18 protein-coding genes are annotated in these 21,047 nt (G+C 33.8%); all 18 read right to left on the bottom strand.

The genetic code is table 11. The features are described 5' to 3' along the window. Positions 1 to 123: 123 nt before the first annotated feature. Complete coding sequence (wecB, locus tag PRVXH_RS06280) at positions 124 to 1,284, bottom strand: UDP-N-acetylglucosamine 2-epimerase (non-hydrolyzing) (protein WP_353894450.1); 1,161 nt, start codon at positions 1,282 to 1,284, stop codon at positions 124 to 126. Positions 1,285 to 1,324: 40 nt separating this feature from the next. Continuing rightward, a complete protein-coding gene (gene rfbB / locus PRVXH_RS06275; RefSeq protein WP_353894449.1) occupies positions 1,325 to 2,401 on the bottom strand; it encodes a dTDP-glucose 4,6-dehydratase in 1,077 nt (358 codons plus the stop codon). Between the two features lie 34 nt (positions 2,402 to 2,435). Then, a complete protein-coding gene (rfbA, locus tag PRVXH_RS06270; protein ID WP_353894448.1) occupies positions 2,436 to 3,305 on the bottom strand; it encodes a glucose-1-phosphate thymidylyltransferase RfbA in 870 nt (289 codons plus the stop codon). Positions 3,306 to 3,345: 40 nt separating this feature from the next. Beyond that, a complete protein-coding gene (locus PRVXH_RS06265; protein ID WP_353894447.1) occupies positions 3,346 to 4,434 on the bottom strand; it encodes a DegT/DnrJ/EryC1/StrS family aminotransferase in 1,089 nt (362 codons plus the stop codon). Between the two features lie 15 nt (positions 4,435 to 4,449). After that, on the bottom strand, positions 4,450 to 5,304 hold the full coding sequence (locus PRVXH_RS06260) for a fumarate hydratase (protein ID WP_353894446.1): 855 nt from the start codon (positions 5,302 to 5,304) through the stop codon (positions 4,450 to 4,452). A 25-nt stretch (positions 5,305 to 5,329) separates the two neighbouring features. Next, a complete protein-coding gene (locus PRVXH_RS06255) occupies positions 5,330 to 5,833 on the bottom strand; it encodes a fumarate hydratase C-terminal domain-containing protein (protein WP_353894445.1) in 504 nt (167 codons plus the stop codon). A 59-nt stretch (positions 5,834 to 5,892) separates the two neighbouring features. Beyond that, the gene (locus PRVXH_RS06250; RefSeq protein ID WP_353894444.1) at positions 5,893 to 7,035 is read right to left on the bottom strand and encodes an HpcH/HpaI aldolase/citrate lyase family protein; all 1,143 of its coding nucleotides are present in this window, start codon (positions 7,033 to 7,035) and stop codon (positions 5,893 to 5,895) included. A 100-nt stretch (positions 7,036 to 7,135) separates the two neighbouring features. Continuing rightward, entirely contained in the window at positions 7,136 to 8,029 is an 894-nt protein-coding gene (locus PRVXH_RS06245; protein ID WP_353894443.1) for a hypothetical protein, read from the bottom strand. Positions 8,030 to 8,044: 15 nt separating this feature from the next. After that, positions 8,045 to 9,193 carry a phosphonopyruvate decarboxylase gene (gene aepY, locus PRVXH_RS06240; RefSeq protein ID WP_353894442.1) on the bottom strand — a complete coding sequence of 383 codons (1,149 nt, stop codon included), beginning with the start codon at positions 9,191 to 9,193 and terminating at the stop codon, positions 8,045 to 8,047. 13 nt (positions 9,194 to 9,206) lie between these two features. Further along, a complete protein-coding gene (locus PRVXH_RS06235; protein WP_353894441.1) occupies positions 9,207 to 10,169 on the bottom strand; it encodes an aldo/keto reductase in 963 nt (320 codons plus the stop codon). 37 nt (positions 10,170 to 10,206) lie between these two features. Next, positions 10,207 to 11,559, bottom strand: a complete 1,353-nt coding sequence (locus PRVXH_RS06230; protein ID WP_353894440.1) for an MmgE/PrpD family protein — start codon at positions 11,557 to 11,559, stop codon at positions 10,207 to 10,209. 23 nt (positions 11,560 to 11,582) lie between these two features. After that, complete coding sequence (locus PRVXH_RS06225) at positions 11,583 to 12,875, bottom strand: ATP-grasp domain-containing protein (protein WP_353894439.1); 1,293 nt, start codon at positions 12,873 to 12,875, stop codon at positions 11,583 to 11,585. 218 nt (positions 12,876 to 13,093) lie between these two features. Next, complete coding sequence (locus tag PRVXH_RS06220) at positions 13,094 to 13,804, bottom strand: WbqC family protein (RefSeq protein ID WP_353894438.1); 711 nt, start codon at positions 13,802 to 13,804, stop codon at positions 13,094 to 13,096. Between the two features lie 228 nt (positions 13,805 to 14,032). Beyond that, positions 14,033 to 15,532, bottom strand: a complete 1,500-nt coding sequence (locus PRVXH_RS06215; RefSeq protein ID WP_353894437.1) for a lipopolysaccharide biosynthesis protein — start codon at positions 15,530 to 15,532, stop codon at positions 14,033 to 14,035. 237 nt (positions 15,533 to 15,769) lie between these two features. Next, positions 15,770 to 16,834, bottom strand: coding sequence for a TDP-N-acetylfucosamine:lipid II N-acetylfucosaminyltransferase (locus PRVXH_RS06210; RefSeq protein WP_353894436.1), 1,065 nt, complete (start codon positions 16,832 to 16,834; stop codon positions 15,770 to 15,772). 424 nt (positions 16,835 to 17,258) lie between these two features. Continuing rightward, a complete protein-coding gene (locus tag PRVXH_RS06205; RefSeq protein ID WP_353894435.1) occupies positions 17,259 to 18,611 on the bottom strand; it encodes a hypothetical protein in 1,353 nt (450 codons plus the stop codon). Between the two features lie 11 nt (positions 18,612 to 18,622). Further along, positions 18,623 to 19,759, bottom strand: a complete 1,137-nt coding sequence (locus PRVXH_RS06200; RefSeq protein ID WP_353894434.1) for a glycosyltransferase — start codon at positions 19,757 to 19,759, stop codon at positions 18,623 to 18,625. 67 nt (positions 19,760 to 19,826) lie between these two features. Then, positions 19,827 to 21,047, bottom strand: coding sequence for a nucleotide sugar dehydrogenase (locus PRVXH_RS06195; protein ID WP_353894433.1), 1,221 nt, complete (start codon positions 21,045 to 21,047; stop codon positions 19,827 to 19,829).

Genomic DNA, 21,047 nt, shown 5'->3' with positions numbered 1-21,047 from the left:
ACCATTATATCAAACATTGGAGGCTTTTGTATATTTACATGATGAACCAACTGCTAATCACATAATTTTCCCTACTTTTGCTTTTTCAGTGGCCTCTTCCTTTTCTATCCCTTTGTCCCTTGTCTAGCCTACGCTAGTATCTAAGTATGCTAACCGTTCTTCCTTTTCTAAACCAAACTTATTCAAAATAGCTTGTACAATACGCTTAGATGCTTGTCCATCTCCATAAGGATTAGCTGCCTTTGCCATAATATTATATGAAACTATGTTTGTTAAAAGCTCTATTCCTTTGTTGTAAACTTCAGCTTCCGTAACTCCAGCAATTTTGACAGTTCCAGCTTTAACAGCCTCTGGCCTTTCCGTCTCAGTTCTCAAAACTAATACTGGTTTTCCTAAAGAAGGAGCTTCTTCTTGCAATCCCCCTGAGTCAGTCATAATCATATATGATCTATCCATAAGGTTATGCATGTCTTCAACATCTACTGGCTCTATTAAATTAACCCTTTCAACATCTCCTAGTATATTGTTTACTGTTTCTCTAACGGCTGGATTTAAGTGTACAGGATAAGTAACATTAATATCTTCAAATTCCTCCACCAATTTTCTAACCGCCTTACATATATTTTCAAGTGGCTCTCCTAAATTTTCTCGTCTGTGAGCGGTCATTAGAATATGTCTTCCACTCGAAAAATCTATGTCTTGTAATTGTTCATTTTTGAATTGGTAATCTTTCCTAACAGTATGGTTTAAAGCATCTATCACAGTATTGCCTGTTAAGTAAATTTCTTCCTTGATACCTTCTTTTAGCAGATTTTCCTTGTTTCTGATAGTTGGCGCAAAATGTATCTCAGTAATATTGCCTGTCAACTTCCTGTTCATTTCTTCTGGAAATGGTGAGTACTTATCATCCGTCCGAAGGCCTGCCTCTACATGACCAACTGACACCTTGTTATAAAAGGAGGCTACTGCACCAGCAAAAGTAGTGGTTGTATCACCATGTACTAAAACTATATTAGGCTTTATTTCTTTTATAACATTATCTAACCCTTCTATAGCCCTTGTAGTCACTGTCGCCAGGGTTTGCCTTTGTTGCATAATATCCAAATCAAAATCAGGCTTAATATTAAAAATATCTAGAACTTGATCAAGCATTTCTCTATGTTGTGCTGTAACACACACATAACTTTCAATTAATTCTTCTTTCTCTAGCTCCTTAATTAATGGTGCCATTTTTATAGCCTCAGGTCTTGTGCCGAAAACACTTAACACTTTTATTTTATTCATTTTACCAAGCTCCTTACCCCAGTTTATAGAATTATTCTACTTAAATCTCTTTAGCTACGGCAACTTCACTCTCATTATTATACATTGACGAATAGTACTTTACATAGTCACCATTTACAATATCTTTAATCCACTCACTGTTGTTTAAGTACCACTCTATTGTCTCTTTTATACCCTGTTCAAACGTATAGGATGGTTCCCAACCTAACTCATTTGTAATTTTGGTGTTATCTATAGCATAACGTCTATCATGTCCTGGTCTATCTTTTACATATTTTATTAAGTTTTCCGATTTTCCTAATGTTTCAATAATCAGTTTAATAATTTCAATATTAGCTTTTTCGTTATTTCCACCAATATTATAAACCTCACCGTCTAATCCTTTACTTAGAACTGTGTCAATAGCAGTGCAATGATCTTTTACATGAAGCCAATCTCTAATTTGCATGCCGTCACCGTAAACTGGTAGTTCTTTATCATTTAAGCAGTTGTTGATCATCAATGGTATTAGCTTTTCGGGAAATTGATAAGGACCATAATTATTTGAGCATCGTGTTATATTTACAGGCATTCCATAGGTTTTATTATAAGAGCGCACTAGTAGGTCCGCAGAAGTTTTGGATGCAGAATATGGACTGTTAGGCCGCAAGTTTGTTTCTTCAGTAAAAAGTCCTTCTTTACCCAGTGAACCATAAACTTCATCAGTCGAGACTTGTAAAAATTTTACCCCTTGTTTATACTCTTTACAGTATTTATCTTCAGGGTTAATCTTCCAATGCTTTTTTGATATATCTAAAAGAGCCTGAGTTCCAAGTACGTTAGTCTGAAGAAAGATCTCAGGATTTTCAATACTTCTATCCACGTGGGATTCTGCAGCAAAATTAACTACTTGGTCAACTTTGTATTGTGAAAATATTTGTTCTAAAAGACTTCTATCACAAATGTCACCTTTAATGAAGTTATAACTTTTATGATTTTCAATATCCTCTAGATTTTTTAAGTTTCCTGCATATGTTAGATCATCTAAATTTACAATATTCACATCGTGAGTATTAAGCATATATTTTACAAAGTTAGAGCCTATAAACCCAGCCCCTCCAGTAACTAATATATTCATAGAAAACAGCTCCTTTGATTTTAATTTAAAATTATTAACCTTCTTTCGATATATCCATTAAGTATTTACCATATTCTGTCTTAATGAGAGGTTCTGCTAATCTCTGAAGTTGTTCCTTTGAAATATATCCCCTTCTATATGCAATTTCTTCAATAGAAGATATATATAGCCCTTGTCTTTTTTGGATAGCTTCTACAAAGTTAGAAGCTTCTAACAAAGATTCATGTGTTCCTGTATCCAGCCAGGCTAACCCTCTACCTGTTAATTGTACCTTCAGCTCTCCCTTTTGCAAGTAAGCATCAATTACCGATGTAATTTCCTTCTCTCCCCTTGCCGAAGGTTTAACATTTTTTGCAATGTCTACAACATTATTATCAAAAAAGTATAATCCTGGTACAGCGTAAGAAGACTTAGGATTCTCAGGCTTTTCTTCTATTGAGATTGCATTATTATTTTCGTCAACTTCTACAACGCCATAAGCTCTAGGGTCATTTACGTAACAGCCGAATATGATTCCGCCTTTTTCCAGTTGAGCTGCTTTCCTTAGCCTGTTTCCAAAGTTAGAAGCATAGAAAATATTATCACCAAGTACTAAAGCTACATTAGAGTCTTCAATAAACTCTTCTCCAATAATGAATGCTTCTGCAAGACCGTTAGGTTTATCCTGAATAGCATATTCAAAAGACATACCAATATCTTTCCCATCGCCAAGAAGCTGCTCATAGCTATATATATCCTCTGGAGTTGAGATGATTAACACCTCTCTGATTCCCGCTAACATTAATGCTGATAATGGATAATAAATCATTGGCTTATCATAAACAGGCAAAAGTTGTTTAGAAGTTGCTTTAGTAATTGGATACAGGCGCGTACCTGAACCCCCAGCTAATATAATTCCTTTCATAACCATTTCCCCCTCATAATATATTTTAACTTATCAAAGTTTAAGATAAAATAATTTCACAAATCCGGTCCACATCTTTTAAAGATAGATCAGCGTAGAGCGGAAGACACAGTATTTTTTCTGAAATTTCTTTTGCAACTGGAGTATAGCTTTGATTAAATCTCCCCTTGTAACATGGAAAGTCTGAAGTTAATGGATAGAAGTACTTTCGTGGTGTAACCCCTTGTTTTTTTAACTTCTCAAATACTTCGTCTCTATTCTGTTTGTAACCTTTAAAAAGTACTGGCAAATAAGAATAATTACTTCTTACTCCTTTTTGCTCTTTTATAAATTTTATTTCTCTAATATCACCTAGGTTTCCTCGATAACGGTTAACAATTTGCTTCCTTTTTGAAATATCATCTTCTATATGACGCAGATTACATAACCCCATAGCAGCCTGAAATTCACTCATCTTAGCATTACCACCTATATAGTCAATATTTCCGCTACAATTCATACCAAAGTTCTTTAAAGCATTAAGTTTATCTTTTAACACCTGGTGATTAGATGTTAATGCTCCGCCCTCTATTGTATTAAAAACTTTGGTTGCGTGAAAACTAAACATTGATGCATCGCCAAAATTAGCAACAGAAACACCATCTATAGTTACTCCAAAAGCGTGAGCTGCGTCGTAAATGACTTTTAAGTTATACTTATTAGCAATTTTATCAATCGTTTTAACATCGCATATATTTCCAAAAACATGCACTGGAATAATTGCTGTTGTCCTATCGGTAATAAGACTCTCAAGTTTTTCTACGTCAATGTTAAAATCATCACTATTAACATCACAGAAAACAGGTTCTAAACCATTTCTTACAATAGCATGGGTAGTAGATGCAAAGGTAAATGGGGTTGTAATAACTTCACCCTCTAACCCCATAGACTCAATAGCCATTTCAAGTGCTAAATGCCCATTGGTAAAAAGGGATACATCCTTGACAGCTAGGTAATCTTCTAATTCAGCTTCCAGTTGCTTGTGTTTAACACCCATGTTTGTTAACCATCGACTATCCCATAAGTCTTTTATTTCATCAACATATTCCTCGAATTCTGGCAACGAAGATCGTGTTACCTGTATTTTCATAATATCACACCTTTTTTAAAGTAAGGTACTAGCTACCCTAGGCTCAACGCAGCAGCACAGACGTAAACATACAATCCTCACACCACTAGCCCTTTGTGGACCCACTCGTAAAAAACTTGCTAAAGCTGTGGTATTCCCATTTAAACCTAACGGTCCAACATTAGTTTGATTTATCCGTTCAGTTATTTCGCGTTCTATGTCGTTTTGTATTCCGAAGCTTCCATAAGTCATTGCCTCGAGCATAAGTGATGCTGCCTCAAAATGGGTTCTTCCAATACCAATCGTTGGCACACAGGGAACGCACCCCAATTTAGCAACCTCCTGTTTTGCCCAACTTACAACTTCATCAACGACCACTTGTAAATCATGTTGATGAAATACACGATATGTTTTACCTCTAATTTCAGGACCTCCACCTTGCATAAGAATATGAAGCCGCAATTCATCTTGTTCCACATGTTTTATAATTATGGGAGCTGGAGACAAAGCCCCTGGATCTTGATCCAATCCCCCGGATTGATCAAGTCTTTGCACATCATCTCCTTTTATAGCCATAGGTCTTCCAGGTAGTTCTCTTAGTCCATCTGCAACTCCTTGCTGTATTGATTTAAGTAAATCCCCATCAACACTGTGGTTCTTTCCAACTTCTAGTATTAAATGTGGAATTCCTGTGTCATCACACATAGGGCTTTTGTTCTGTTTAGCAACATCTGAGTTCTCTACAAGATTTTCTAGAACCCACTTTGCCCTAGGAGTAGTCTCCTGCTTTATAGCTTTTAGGTAAGCATCTTTTTGGTCACTACGGAAGGTAGTTGCCGCCCGTATTAGAGTTTGCTTAACTTTTTCAATAACTAATTGGTTCTGTTTCATTAGTCGCCCTCCTTGTCCAATGACCTTAAAATAGTGTTTTCCCATGGGCTGCAGTTACAATTGCTGGAAAGCCATCAACTTCAAGAAGGTGAAATGCTTCCATACCTTGCTCAGGGAAAGCAACAACTTTCTTAGTCTTTATTTTGCTAGAAAGTAAAGCAGTAACTGGTGGGACAGTAGCGTAAACTGAATTATGTTCATTTAAAGATTGTACTGTAGTGTTCTTTAAAGCACCCTTACCTAAGTGAATCTTAACACCAGCTTTAGAAAGTTCAGGAATACTACTTTCTATATCAAGTTTATTACTAGAAGTAGGCCCAATTCCAGCTGGACTTACAGCAGTATGAAAAATAGCTTTTCCTTTTAAGTCAATTCCCGATTCTTTTAAGCAACCTTCGTTAATCAGAGAGACAATTTTGGGTAATGCGGCATCTCGTCCCGTATAGATAATTCCTGAAATTAAGATCATATCACCTATAGAAAGATTACTAATATCATCTTCGGTAATTGGTGTGATAACTGGTTTCATTTTATCACCTCTTCCTTCCTTGTTAGAACGTAGAACAAGAAACATAGTGCTTAGAAACTTTATACCATAAATAACTTAGCGTAACTTGAGTTATCTTCAATTACTCCATATGCTTGAGCTTTTGCATAGGTTTTTTCTGCCCAGTACCTGTGTGGATTAATTTCATTCATTTTATTATTGTTTGTACTTTTTATTACTCCGCCAGAGGTATCTAGAATCTGCAGTGCATCTTCATACTCTTCTCTAGTAACAGCCTGCATAGCATTTACATACTTCAAGTGAGATGGATGAATAATAGTCTTACCCACAAAACCATTTGCTTTATCTAGAATTACCTCTCTTAACAAGCCATCAACAGCCGAATTTACAATAGGGTTCCTTTTAAGTAAAGAACTATGAATATCTGTTTCAACTGAACTGTCTAGTTTAGACTTTTTATCTGCTAGAAAATATTCCCATACTGGTGCTGAAATTATATAGTTTTCCTCTTCTCTACACAAAAAGTTCAATATATCAGAAAGACAATCTCTGACCATTAAGATGTCATAAATAGTATAATCCATACCTCTTCTTACGCCAAAATTAGAGGAAAAATCAGTTGCACCTACTCTAATATTAAGTATTAGATCTCTAAAAGGTTTAAGCAAATTCTTGATACCCATTAGTTCTCTAGTCCTTGTTTCTTTAAAAGCAATTTCTGGCCCTTCTAAAATTGGCAAGCCATATAATACATCCTCAAATTTATCATTTAAGTATTTTAGGTGTTCTAAGTATAAGTAACCATCTTTTGTCGAAAACTTAGGAAATATAAATCCACTTATAATTTTAATTTGGCTTGCACTCAAACGATTGGTAAAACGTTTGAATTGCTCTGGTGATCTAACCCTAAAGAAAAATAAGGGTGCTTCATTTTCGGGAATAGTTCCTGAAGTTAATATTTGTGACATTTGTTTTAAGAAGTTGAAAACATTTTCTTCAGCTTCCGGCAAATCTTCCTCAGCTATTGCATCCTCAAAGCACATTACCATCGAGGTTAAACCCGGAATTTTTTTCTTTATAACCGTATCTAAGATGTCTTTTGTACCAGGCATATATAAATTAGCACCTAGACAATATTGGAGTAACTCTCTATCAGTATATTTGGTAAATTCAACAGGATCTTTTACAAAATTAAAATCAGGGTTATATTGGTGATGTCTCATGTTAATCCCTCCATTTATTTAAATAATTTACATTACTATTTATTTTATTGATTGATTACTCTTTAGTAACCCAATACACGATTAGCTTAATTTATTTGGTTTATAAAATAGAACCTTTTAGAGAACATACTGCCTCAGGATAATAACTGTCAATAACTCTTTTCACTAGCCTAACTTGTTTTGCTCTTTTCTTAGCATCAGCATCTGTGGTCTCCCAACTGTGATTTTTTGCTACAGATCCGCCTGTTTTTAAATAAATAGGTGCAGCTACTCTAATCATCTCTGGAACTTCGTAATGTCTAATAAATCCACCTGAAGAAGCTGGGTTTTCTGTATGTACATCAATTGGAATGCCTACAGCATCTCTTATTGAGCCAAGCATTTGTATCTGAACATCTCTAACTGGGTTAAAAGAGTTAGCACCAATCGTTTCTAGTAACTTAGCTGAGCATGGATTTCCGTGCCCTGTATGAGCAGAAATTTTAAACTTGCAATTTTTTGCAATTTCTCCTTCTTCTCTTGCTTTATTTAGAATCCATAATGAGCCTTCGTCATATAGTAAAAAGGATCTACAACCAAATTTTGAAGCTCTCTTAACCTCCTCTATTGTTCGTATGATTTGTTCTTGCCCTCGAAGACGATACCCCATTCTTTGCCCTTCAGATGTATGCACCGATGCACTTGTATCATAAGTGGCTCTTGGCCCTATCGCTAGAACAAGCTCCACTTGGTGCTTCTCAGATAGCTCTACCATCCCCTCAATTTCTTCATCCGTAAGTGTCATAATACCCTTTGTTTGAGTTACACGATGTATGACAATGCCATATGTATCAAGTTCTTCTAAAAGGCATTTCATCGGACCAGGTCCTTGAATTCCAGGCACTTCGAAACGGTATTGTGCACCATCTCCAAACCTTTTATCTGAAGTTTTTAGAACGTACTGATCTCCATCAGGCAAGCTGTTTCTTTTTAAAAACTCTTTTGTATCTTTCATGGACTGACTTCCTTTCTACTGAGTTTTTTTTATAGCTTTCATTAAATTTTTTTTAACCTCTTCCAAGGAAACATCTAATTTAGGTATATCTTTACGAATCCCTTGTCGGATGTGCATATCAATAAATGCAGGTTTTTTTTCATTAAGCAGCAACCTGTTAATAGCGTTAACCAGTCCTTTTTTCGTCTTTACTTCACCTTCAATGGTTTGATAACCAACACTTTTTGCAACTCCAGTAAAATTAATTTTATGCGCTATAGACGGTTGCCCTCCTACAGACTCATGAACTCCATTATTAAGTACAACATGAAGTATATTAGAAAGCCCGGAAGAACCAATAATTGGCATTGCACCCATATGCATAAGGGCTGCTGCATCCCCATCTAGACATACTACTAGGCGCTCTTTCTGTCCCATTGCAATTCCAGCTACTATAGAAGAAGCATGTCCCATTGAACCTACGTTTAAAAAATCATGATCATGATTCATCCCACACTTATTTCTGACTTCGTAGATTTCCCGTGTTGCTCTTCCAGTAGTAGCAACAAATAACGCATCTTTAGGGACAGTCTTTATAATTGTTTCAATTGCCTCCTCTCTTGACATGGTTAATTCACTTTCTTCCAATAATAAATCCTTTTTTTGCCCTTTCTCTAACACCCCTTTATTTGCCAGAAGTGCTACTGGACTACTTTTTTCACACGCTGTTTTTGTTGCCCATTGTATCATTTCCAAAACTTCTTCATCTTCCGTTGTGTTTAGTTCCTTATAAGGTATATCAAGAGTTTCTAAGATTCTTGGGCTCTCTTCTCCTTGTTTTTTATGATGCGTCCAGTCATTTGTACCTGGAGCTCCTCTCCAACCAATTAATAAAACCATGGGTATTGAATAAGTTTCTTTGTTTGTCAAAGATATTAACGGGTTTAATGCATTCCCAATACCTGAATTTTGCATATACACCAGTGGTGTTTTTCCAGTTGCTAAATAGCTTCCTGTTGCAATCCCGATGGCATTTCCTTCATTTGCAGCAATAATATGTTCTTCTTTGGAAATATTGTCAGATAAATATAAACAAAAATCATTTAATAATGAATCTGGCACCCCCGTAAAAAAACTAATTCCTTCTCCTTTAAGATAGCAATAAAATTTCTTTGGTTCAATCATTTTTATCCTCCAATTACTTTTTTGTTATAAAACGGAAATATTCTGGACTTTCTGACTTCGTGTCTTCCCAAGCCAACTCAAAGGCATCTAGAATAGTTTGAGGTAAAGGTCCTTTGTTTGCAACATCTAAGTTTTGTTCAAGCTGCTCAATTCTTGATGCACCAATGAGGATTCCATCCCCTTCTTTAGCATCTAGTAAAGAGTGATGCATAAGCCACCTGTAGGCAGCTTCCACAATAGGTATCCCCTCTTCTTTGCAACGATTGTTTAATAAGCTATAAGCTTCAAAGAACGATTCTTTCCAGTACCTGTCCATATAGTTTGGTCTATAGGTAAACCGTCCTGCTTCCGGATTTTCCGTATATTTTGCATATTTTCCAGATAAAATACCTCCGGCAAGGGGGTTATATGCATAAAACCTTATCCCTAATCTCCTTATAGCTGGAAAAAGCTCATTTTCTGCCTTTCTGCTTAATCCATTATAGACCCCCTGATAAATCTTTGGAGCTGGCCAACCGTTTTTCTTACACAGGTGCCAAATATCTACAACCATCCATGCTGGAAAGTTGCTAAGGCCTAGTTGTTTAAATTTTCTTTTTCCGTATAATTCTGCACAAGCTTTAAGCGCTTCTTCTACGGGCGTATAAAGGTCTGGAAAATGTAAATATAAAGTATCTACCTTATCCATTTTTAATCTTTCTAGAGATTTAGAAAACTGTGTTTTTACTGCCTCAGCATCTAATTTTCCTGTTACCCTTGGATTCACTTTCGTTGCTAAACTCAGGCCAGCATGTCTTGTATGTTGAAGTGCCTCACCCAAAAATTTTTCAGACTGTCCTTCGTTATATACATAAGCAGTGTCAATCTCTAGATAACCTTTTTCAATAAAATGTTTAGTCATTTTTTTTGCTTCCTCTTGATTAGCTTGAGGACCAAAGGTCATTGTTCCAAGAATCAATTTGAATTTATTCCCCATTACATAACCTCCTTTAAATTCGAGATTGGCTTTGGTTCTAAAAGTATTTAAGCAAGTCATCTAGACTATTTTGCAGATTCAAAACACAATTTATAATTTTATATGTTTCATCTTCAGATTTTCCACCATAAATAGCTAGTTCTTTAAATTTTTCTTCCAGCTCTTGATTTGTCAGAGGGTTTTCTGGCTCTCCTTTGGGAAAATCAACTTGTTGCTTGTACTTCTCCCCATTATACAGCGTTACTTCTATAATCGCCGGTCTTCGTTCTGGTACCCATTTCGATAATTCTTTATCTTCAATGATTTCAACTTTGTTTATTGTAGACAAAACACTTGGGTCTTTAATTTTTTCCAGCGAAAATTCACTGTCTTGTGCTCTTCCAAACAATAAAGCTATCACAACGCTATACGGTATACTCATTTTAGCTGAAGCAGTTCCCAAAATATCTGTATGATCATGTTTGTTTATAACGTAACGATAAGTTTTAATCCTTATTTTTTTTATTTCCTCTGGAACTATGCGCTTTTGTTTTCTTATTTTAAACGCTGCCTCAATTGGAGAATGACAGTGCCTACAGGCAGAATATAATTTGAAATACACTTTCTCTATTTCAGGTTCTGAATTTTCTTTTAGTAATAACGATTCATCATACTCCCCTGCCATCATATTTATAAAACCCTTTTCACCCGAGAGAACATCCTCTGGCACTTTAAAGCCTACTCTTGCACTGTGAATTGCCATAACAGCATTCAATGATGCATTCCCTGCATTAAGTGCCTTGATTTCTGAAGCTCCTTCTATTACTTTTAGTGTCCCAGATGCATTGACTGCTGCATTAGTGAATGCAAGCTTCAGTTGCTCATTTGTAAAATTCAAAGCAATAGCAAGTGCTACCGTAGCACCAATTGTTCCACATGTACCTGTGGGATGATACCCCCTATTATGATGAAAGGGCTGGATAGCAGAAGCTATTCTTATTGCTGTTTCATAACCTGTTATTATACCTTTAAGTAAGTTTTGACCACTGATTTTTTCTTTTTCAGCTAATGAAAGAAGCGCTGATATTATGGGAGCCCCTGGATGTATTCCACCAAATCTAACACCATCATCTAACTCTAGTACATGGCCACTTACTCCGTTAATATAAGCTGCACCTTCAACGCTGACCTTCTTATTAAAGCCAATAAGTGATGCTTCCTTTAGGCCACGATCAAATTGACTTAGCAATAAACTTCTTTTTTTGTTACCTAAAGCAAAACTTCCTGCATACGTTACACCTAGATAGTCTAATAGGCATCTCTTTGCTTGGTTAAGAGTAGAATCTGAAAATTTTACTTCTGAGAAGATCTGCATTTCATTTATAAAACGTTCTGTTAAATTATACATCATGTTTTGCCATCAACCTTTTATGTTTATTTAAAAACGTTACTATAACCTTTTAGTTTTTTAGTATCAAACCAAGATGTCACCATATCTTCACCCTCATCATTTAAAATCCGAATTTTTGATTGTAGTCGCTGGATGGTTTTTTCTAATGTTGAGAAATTATCTTCAATGATGTGAACTCTCATATAAACTTGTCTCAGCGTCCCAGTTTTTTCTATACGATCCCCTACGTTATACCTTTTTTCAACATAAATAATATTGCTATTATTGCTTATGTTCTCGATTCCAATTTCTTTGCCTACTATACCTTCTTTTACAACAAAGTTTAATGTACAGCAGACTTTATTAAAATTGGGATCATCTTGACTCAAATTATGTCCGGTCATACTTCCTTTTAATGAATAATTAACCATCATTTCCATGTTATTTATGCCGTTAAGCTTGCTTATAAATCTATATGCACCACCACCACTTAATCTATATCCCATTTCAAAAAAATGAAAACCATCATCATTTTTGATTCCTTGTAAAAATAAACTACCATTCCTAAGGCCTTGTTTTTGAAACATTCTTATAACTTTTGAATTTTCCTTTTCTAGATAATCATGTAGATACCTAGACGGAAATATAAACGCTTCGGGTAGAGGGATTGTTTTTTCCGAAAAGTGAGTAAAGTACTTATCACACATCGAGGATAAACTTATTTTTCCATCTTTCAAAGTATACACTACAGAAAATTCTTGTCCTTTTATAAAATCTTCTACTGTAATTTCCTTTGTGGTTGAATGGTTTAAAGCTTCTTTATACGCACTAATTAACTCTTTAGAAGAATTACATATTTGTATTCCTGTTCCACCGCTACTATCTACCGGTTTAACAATAACTGGGAATTTAATTTTTTTTATAACATCCTCTTTTATATCGCCATTAAACTTATATTCATTGACAACTGGTACATTATTAGCTCTACATAATTTTTTAAACTTACTTTTGTTTGAACAAAGATCCCATTGTTCCTTGTTACAATAAAAAGGTAGGTTTAACTTTTCACAAAGTTCAATTGTCTTTTTAATGTTAAACTCATGAACGCCAGTAAAAACACCATCTATATCATTTTCCTTTATTAATTTTTCTAATGTATCCAAATCTGAAGTGCTCACGTCCCAGCATTCGTCTGCTATTTGCTTAGCCCCAGACTTTTCCTTTGGCAAAAAATCGGTCACAATAGTATAGACACCCTTCTTTTTTGCATATTGCACAATTTCATATGAGCTAGCTGGTTTTCCTCCTAAAACCAACAACTTTTTATTTGCTAACATTTTTAACCTCCTTTAATAATAAGCCATGGTTATAACCCGGTAAATTCCTCCTTTTAGACAACTTCCTTAAATATTTCTTAAATACAGCTATTCTTTGACTCCTCTTTTACCTCCATAAGTTTGTCTATTTTATTGTTATAGTTCTTTGCTGTACATTCACTGGGCCTTAAGTCAACTGTCAATTCCTCATAAGTGAATAAGTTTTATTCTTTGACCATTTACTCGATAGTATAGAAAGACAATAGTTTTTTTGTTTCTTCCTTACTATTAAACATGATAACATCAATAACAGAGAGACCATCAACAAATTTTTCACTGTACTGTGAATAACTTACATTACTGCTTTTGATAAAGGATAGATTTACACCTTTACTTGCAAAATAGTCTTTAGAATATATTTGCTTACCTCCTGGAGCATTTACATAATTTTCAAAACCATGCTTCTTAGTAATTTCTATAAGCCTATCAGCCTTGTCCATCCCCCTTGTTTCTGGAGAACAAATTGAAGACTTATTGTATTTAAAGTTTATTCCTAGATATGAGTATATCGTGGTAATGGACTCTATTGCTAGATCTGAAATAGTGTTATGTTTAGTATCAAAAATAGACATAATCGGTTCAATGGCTTCGTCAAAATAAGGAGCTTTTCTGTAGCTATGATATAGTTGATTATAAAACTTATCAATCCAGGCTTTTTCAATAAGTGGTGATATTTCCATAATTAACTTATTCATGCTGGCCTTCTGAACAGGAATTGTAAATAATAGTTCCTTCCCATTGCAAAGCACCTTATTACGGTTAATCCATCCTCGCTTAATATAATTAACATCATCGTAAAAAATAAATAATTCGCTAGATTGTATCAAATGAAAATAACCTAAATATGGGAAAATGTAAGGCTGCATTACAGCAATTTTATGTTCGTTCAAAGTTATCACTCCTAATTATTAGTAAATACTAGACGTCAAAACAGGTAACTGAAGCCATTTGTTAATTACTATCTACTCGAACAAATCCTCTAAATTCTTATTGTACCCCTCATTCCTCATCAAAGTATAATTAATGAATTTAATTCGCAATTAATCTTAAACAAATTCCTTTCTTCTTTTCTATTCTTTGTTAAATATTATTTAGAGGCTTTCCTTTGCATGGTAAACTTATTTGAATATTTTAAAATTACTATGTCCCCTTTTAAGGACTCTTACAACTAACGGTTTAATTATATTTAGTATAGTAGTAAACTCTTCTACCTTGAACAATAAAGAAAGTGTTACATATAAGGCCACTCCAGAACAGACCTGAATAATTAGTGTAAGAAAATATCCAAAGGGCAGTACATTAGTGCCAATGATATAGACCCCTATTGTCATAAGAATTGAATTAAAGGCAGTCTTACCGATGTCCTTTAGCTGCTCTAGTGAAGAATAATTAGCTAACTCTTTAGAATTAGATGAATTAATAAAGAAACTTATATAGGAATTGATTACAGTTGCCCACAATAAGCCTTCAATGCCTAGTTCAAGAACTACTGAAACTACAATCAAGGTTAGACCTACCACTTTCTTTACAATTTCAAATTTTAAGAATAAATCAGTTCTTCCTTTTACCTGAAGAATATTTAAGTTGATAGCGTGAAGGGGGTAAAGTGCTCCTGCCAGACATAATATTTGAAAATAGCCAATCGAAGAAGCCCACTGCTCTCCTAGAAATAGAGGAATCATTGTCGGTGCTATAGCCATAAGTCCAAGCATAAAAGGAAACGTGATATATACAGCGTTTTTTATAATTTTTTGATACCCTTTTTTGAGTAAAGTAGGATCATCTTGTAAGCTGCTAAGCACGGGATAACTTACTTTTTGTACAGACTGTGTAATGGAGTTAGCTGCTGTGTCTTTCAATTTTTTTGCATTAGTATAAAACCCTAAGTCAGTTGCTAAAAACATACGCCCAATGATAACTTGATTAATCTCCTTATATAAATTTCCAATCAAGCTTGAAGCAAAAAGTTTCCATCCAAAACTAAAAAATCTTTTAAAAGATTCTACATTAAAAACTAGTGATGGTAACCATCTATTAGAAAAAGTGAGTAGTAAAGCTTGAAAAAATTGCATAAATATTTTTTGAAAAACTAAGGCCCATACACCAGCACCTCTAAGTGCCAGAAATATGGCAATTACTCCTGCACTTAACGAAGAAGCTAGATTGATTTTTGTTTCTGTTTTAAAATTCATTTTCTTAATTAAAATAGTCCGTTGAATTAAACCAAACGCATTAATAACTAACACAACACCTATAACTCTAATAAGACTGACTAACTGTGGTTCTTCAAAGAAAATACTGATTCCCTCTGCTGAGAAAAAAAGTGTAATATATAGTGCAATTGCTGCTGCCAGATTAAAGAAAAATACAGTGGAGTAATCTTCTTCTGTTGAGTTGTGCTCCCTAACAAGTCCTTTAGTAAACCCGTTATCCACAAAAGTCTGTGATAATGCTATAAAAACCATAATCATTCCCAAAAGACCAAAATCTTCTGGCACAAGTAGTCGCGCGAGTACTACTTGTACGATTAACTGTACTATCTGGGTACTTATTCTCTCAGAGAACGACCAAATCATTCCGGAAATTGTTTTGTTTTTTAATGAGGCTTGTTTATTCATTTTTATCACCTTAGGTTTATATAAATTCTTTTAAGCTGTAACACTTATTAAATACCAAAATATCTTAACCGCAAAACTAAAAATTACAATTCACTATATTTTTGCGAAATGATTTCATGAAACAAAAATTATTATCACATCTTATATCTAGATTGATATCCCAGATTCATTAGCGCTAAAACTATCTCTGCTAACCAAACCAATAATATTTGTGTATTTGAAGTACCCAAAAATTTCTTATGTATTAAAAATATTTTCCCAAATCTTCCTAACTTCTTTGATGTTTTCTAAGTCCTTTAATTTTAAGTTCTTATTCCATTCTCTATCAGAACTCGGGAATGTAATAAATTCCTTAAAATTTAATTGTCTAACACTTTCTAATTTATAAATTTTGATGCCCTTACCTTCGAGGCTATCCCATACAGTTGTATTACTACGCAAATATACTTTTTTCCCTAAAGAGATTAAAGGATTTATATTTCCTAACCCTTGTTGTCTATCATTATTAAATACTCCAATATCCACCTCATTTAATAAATCGTAAAACTTGTCCTTTTTGATAAAATGAGTAATTGGTTTAAATTTATCTCCAAATATGTTTTTTCCGCATCTAATAACTTCATCTCTATATTCTTCAGACCCATATGATAAGGGACATCTTATTTCTATGTTTTCATTTTTAAATTTTCCTAGAATCTTTAACATTTCAATGTGATTATTGGTTTCTGTAGCAGAATTACCTAAGTGTATGATTGTTTTATCTCCTACTTTTCTTTTCTCATTCTTTATCATATCTATTAAGCACTTTCGACTTTTAACATCGATATATTTCGCAGGCTTGTACTGCCCCTTTACATCATACCACTTTCTTGCTAATTCGAAGTCTCCCTCAACCAAAGTGCAAACTGCCCCAAAATTCGTGATGGATTTCTTTCGAACATATTCTCTTAGTTTTGATTTTAAGGACTTATTTTTATTTCTATAACAGTAGAGATCGTCTCCCCATACTACCCAACTCACTTTTTTTAATAAAACCGGGTTTAAAAAAAGTATTAGTAAAACTCTAGAGTTAAAAAGTCCATGAATTATAATTTTTTTTGCTTTATACATTTTCTTTAATAAGCGGATCAAATTCTGCAAGTTTATTTTTTTAAGATCTGAAATATTTTTATTATTCGGTATTTTGAATCCATAATCTCTTCCAATTATAACAAATTCATGAGCTTTTGAATTAAAATTATTGTTTACAAAATTAATATATGCATTATTGAATTTCTCATTTCTTCTAATATGTAGAATCATAAAAACACTCCCTTGGTACAGTAATTGCATAGCACAATGCTTTTTCGTTTTTGGGGTTACCTTTAGTTCTAGTTAGCAGCATACTACTTCTTTTTTAGTTAAAGTAATTAGAAACGGTGGAGTAAAATCTATAGCCTAATGCTCCTTTACTAATAACTCTAATTTTTGTCTACTTCACTTCACATAGTATATCAAATTTTGATGTTTTTTCGTTTGGGACTTCAAAGGCTTAATAAGATTTGGAAAATATTTCTGTTCTGAAAGTCTTCATGAGTTTAGCTTAATCCACATCATACCTTATCTTTAATCCCTCTTAGCTAACCTTAAAGTATTTTTAACAAATCCACCTGCTACTAGTGAATGTAAAAAAAATGATGCTTTAGGGTTCGATTTTTTTATTTTATTCTCCATTCTATAATTGAAGTTATTTCTCAAGATTAGAAATATTTCGCTTGTATCTTTCAATTAGTCCAATTGTTATTCCGAAGAATACCCAAGGATATAAACCGACATTAATTTCACGAAAAAAATAATAAGCTGTTGAAAACACCTGATAGGAAAACAGTCCGGAAAAGGAAGCTAAAGTCAGCGTGTATATTGTATTATTTTTTGCTACTAACCGTAGGTTTTTATAAAAATAATATAAAAGAAATAACACCAACCCATACTGTAATACAAATCCTGATAGGCCATATAAAACTAAAATATTTAAAAATTCAACTTCTAGCATAAAACCATATAGAACCTGAAATCCTCTAGAAACACCAAATATATATGTATATGGACTATCTAACAAAGATAACCCTCTTGTTATTTGACTATATCGGTTACCCCCATCAGCTATTTGGTCAAAAAGCCTCCCCCATCTATCATAACCTTGTACGACATGTGGGTTTCCTTGATTATATAAAAAAACAAGTAAAGATAGTACCACAGTAATTACTAATAACATTTTAAGTAAGTTTGCCTTGATTTTCCGCTTTGATATACCATCAACAAAATAAATAACCATGAAAGTGACAGCTACCGCAAGCATTCCACCCCTTGCCTGTGCTGCTATCAAATTCAAAATTGAAAAAACAATTCCGACTATACCGAACATCCAATATCTATTCTTTGTTAAAAGCATAGAAAGCGAGAACATAAATATGAAAGCGGCAAGTCCACCAGTTGAAGTTGCATGTCGTGCAATACCAGGTACACGAGAAACTAAGGTGCCTACTTGGGAAATTCCTATTTCTCTATCCACCATTGCGTAAGAACGTAACATAAATTCTTGTCCAATCCATGGGATCCATTGTAGTATCCCCACTGCCATAGCAGTCAAAGAAACAACTGAAAATATTTTTATAAAATAAGACTCACTAATCTTAGAATTATAGATTATTGCAATTAAGCCTACAAAAACTAAAAATCTTGTTACGTACTGCAGCACCTCATTTGGAAAAGAAAAAACATCTAGTAATACTATTGGGCCTAGAATACCTGAAATCAAAACCTGACAGATAATTAGACCCCACAATGCAATAAACACTCTAGTTATTTTAGGTTTTTTTATCCATCCAGCAACAATAGCAATGAATACAAATGCAAAAATTGGCATTAAAAAATATATAACCGGGATGTTATAACCTAATATTATCATACTTGGTGGGATGAGGAGCAACAACAAAATGGTTAATGAATTATGATTAAATTCAGTAATTTTAGATGATGCTACTTTTCCTAAACCAATTGCTTTATTTTTCATTTCTTTAACTGCTGGTTTAAGTCTCAATTTCCTTCCTCCTAAAGTGCGTTAATTCGTTTATACTCTGACAAGAGTTTCTTACTACTATTTTCATAATAAAAATCTTCTTTTATCTTTATGCAGTTTTCTTTATATTCTCTTACTAAGTCTTCATCACATACAAGTTTCATAATAGCTAAGTTTAACTCCTCTTTATCTGTACTATCCACAGTTACGCCAATCTTATTTTTGTTAATAAATTCTCCTAAAGCAGTCCCTTTAGCCCCTATAATCGGAACATGACAAACAATAGATTCATAAAGTCTATTAGGTAGTGCTAAAGTCACATTTTCTAGCTTGGTATCATATACAGAATATGAGCAATCAACCTTTTCATATAATTGTACTATCTCTTTTTCATAGTTATATGGGCCATAACACTCGACAAAACTTTTTTCAGCTGTATAATTTAGCACATGTTCGTACCCTGTACCAGAACCAGCTATAAGAACCTTCACTTTACCACCTAGTTCTTCCGCTGCATCAATTAACATTTTTAACTGTTCGACATATCTAACGGAACCAACAAAACCAATTGTAAAGACTTTATTTTCTCTACTTTTATAGCTAGCAAATAAACTTTTAAATGGTGCATTAGGAATGAATAAATATTTGTTGTGATCAACAAAACTCGAAAAGTATTCGTTCCAAAAATAAGGTGAGGTTACAATTAACTTTGAAATATCTTTTGTTAGCACTCTTTCAATAACTTGTAATGTTTTAGGAACCAATTTTTTAGGGGAATAACCACTTTTAATAAAAGCATATTTTGGTAGGTCACCTACTTCGTAAACTACTTGTACTTTATTATTATATATTTTTTTGTAAATAATAGATATAAGTAACATATCAAGGTTCCCTGCATGAATTGTATCTGGTTTGATAGTTTTAAGCTGGTGTAATGCAGTCAGCACAAACCTCATTAAGGGGAATAATCTTTTTACAGGATTACCAAAAGGGGCATCTATTTGAATCTTCACAACCTCATGCCTTGAATCTATTTCAAAATCTTCTTTTAGCTCCTGGCCTCTATCCCAATAAACTAAATAGATTCCAAAGTCACTCTCAATAGCTTTAATTCTCTTTAATATTCTTGGATTAGGAATATGGGAAATTAAAAATATAACTTTCTTCACTGTTTCACCCCAAAATTATTATTTGATTTTTTGTTATAGCTAAGCATGGTTGAACCAAATTCACATATTATAACTTGTAAACTATTTCATAATTAAATATATTTTTTGTATCTAAAACCAATTTATCTTTTACGAGCTCCATATTAGACTTAATATGGTCATGGCCTACCATAACAACTAGAATTTCAATTTCATTTAAAAAGTCCTCAAAGTCCATAAATTGATGATCAACAATTTTATCTTTAACCATTGGATCAAAAACTTTAACACCAAAAGCCAAATGCTCGTCCATTCTTTCCAGAAGCTGGAGAGTAGGGCTTTCTCTTGTATCATCAACATTCTCTTTATATGTCAGACCATAAAGGCCAACCTTGGAGATATCCTTAATTCCATGCTCTCTCATAATATCTCTAATTCTACTAAGTACATGAGTAGGCATGGAATCATTGATTTTTCTAGCATTTAATATAATTTTAGTTAAATCAGGATAATCCCCAACTAAAAACCATGGGTCAACCGAAATACAGTGGCCCCCTACCCCAGGTCCCGGTTGTAATATATTTACCCTGGGATGCATATTAGCAATTCTTATAATTTCATAAACATTCATATTGTCCTGTCTGCAAATCTTAGCCAACTCGTTAGCAAATGCTATATTTACATCCCTATAAGTGTTTTCGATAACCTTTGACATTTCTGCACTTCTTATATCTGTAATCACAACTTCAGCTTCACAGAAGTTTTTGTATAAGCTTTTGACCTTTTCACCAACTTGTATATCATCAGCTCCAATTGTTCTAGAGTTATATTCAAGCTCGTAAACCATATTACCTGGAATTATCCTTTCAGGTGCATGCACTAGGTGTATATCTCCCCCTATAACACGCCCTCTTTTTTCTATCTCAGGTCTAATATACCTATCCATAGTTCCAGGTGATATTGTTGATTCTATTATAATAACAGAGCCCTTTTCACAAACATCTAAAACGCTGTTGACCGCCGAAATAACATATTTTGGATCAAGCTTTTTACTTTCCTTAACATAAGGCGTAGGCACGGCAATGATGTAGGTATTTGTATATTGATATTCAGTAGAGAACTTGATCCCATTACTTATTGCTTCTTCAAAGAGCTTTTCTAAGCCTTCTTCTTCAAAGGAAAGTTTTTCTTGTGAAAGCGACTGTACTAATTCTTCGCTAATATCTGTTCCCACAACCTCTACACCACTTTTTGCAAACATTAAAGCGGTAGGTAGGCCTATGTAACCTAGCCCAATTACATTAATCAT

This window comes from Proteinivorax hydrogeniformans (assembly GCF_040515995.1).
Classification (GTDB): domain Bacteria; phylum Bacillota; class Proteinivoracia; order Proteinivoracales; family Proteinivoracaceae; genus Proteinivorax; species Proteinivorax hydrogeniformans.
Note: the sequence above shows the minus strand (reverse complement) of the source record. Positions and strands in the feature narration are given on the sequence as shown.

Excerpts from the sequence above, each read along its gene's own strand:
- wecB (WP_353894450.1), bottom strand. The coding sequence starts at position 1,284 with ATGAATAAAATAAAAGTGTTAAGTGTTTTCGGCACAAGACCTGAGGCT.
- rfbB (WP_353894449.1), bottom strand. The coding sequence starts at position 2,401 with ATGAATATATTAGTTACTGGAGGGGCTGGGTTTATAGGCTCTAACTTT.
- rfbA (WP_353894448.1), bottom strand. The coding sequence starts at position 3,305 with ATGAAAGGAATTATATTAGCTGGGGGTTCAGGTACGCGCCTGTATCCA.
- PRVXH_RS06265 (WP_353894447.1), bottom strand. The coding sequence starts at position 4,434 with ATGAAAATACAGGTAACACGATCTTCGTTGCCAGAATTCGAGGAATAT.
- PRVXH_RS06260 (WP_353894446.1), bottom strand. The coding sequence starts at position 5,304 with ATGAAACAGAACCAATTAGTTATTGAAAAAGTTAAGCAAACTCTAATA.
- PRVXH_RS06255 (WP_353894445.1), bottom strand. The coding sequence starts at position 5,833 with ATGAAACCAGTTATCACACCAATTACCGAAGATGATATTAGTAATCTT.
- PRVXH_RS06250 (WP_353894444.1), bottom strand. The coding sequence starts at position 7,035 with ATGAGACATCACCAATATAACCCTGATTTTAATTTTGTAAAAGATCCT.
- PRVXH_RS06245 (WP_353894443.1), bottom strand. The coding sequence starts at position 8,029 with ATGAAAGATACAAAAGAGTTTTTAAAAAGAAACAGCTTGCCTGATGGA.
- aepY (WP_353894442.1), bottom strand. The coding sequence starts at position 9,193 with ATGATTGAACCAAAGAAATTTTATTGCTATCTTAAAGGAGAAGGAATT.
- PRVXH_RS06235 (WP_353894441.1), bottom strand. The coding sequence starts at position 10,169 with ATGGGGAATAAATTCAAATTGATTCTTGGAACAATGACCTTTGGTCCT.
- PRVXH_RS06230 (WP_353894440.1), bottom strand. The coding sequence starts at position 11,559 with ATGATGTATAATTTAACAGAACGTTTTATAAATGAAATGCAGATCTTC.
- PRVXH_RS06225 (WP_353894439.1), bottom strand. The coding sequence starts at position 12,875 with ATGTTAGCAAATAAAAAGTTGTTGGTTTTAGGAGGAAAACCAGCTAGC.
- PRVXH_RS06215 (WP_353894437.1), bottom strand. The coding sequence starts at position 15,532 with ATGAATAAACAAGCCTCATTAAAAAACAAAACAATTTCCGGAATGATT.
- PRVXH_RS06210 (WP_353894436.1), bottom strand. The coding sequence starts at position 16,834 with ATGATTCTACATATTAGAAGAAATGAGAAATTCAATAATGCATATATT.
- PRVXH_RS06195 (WP_353894433.1), bottom strand. The coding sequence starts at position 21,047 with ATGATTAATGTAATTGGGCTAGGTTACATAGGCCTACCTACCGCTTTA.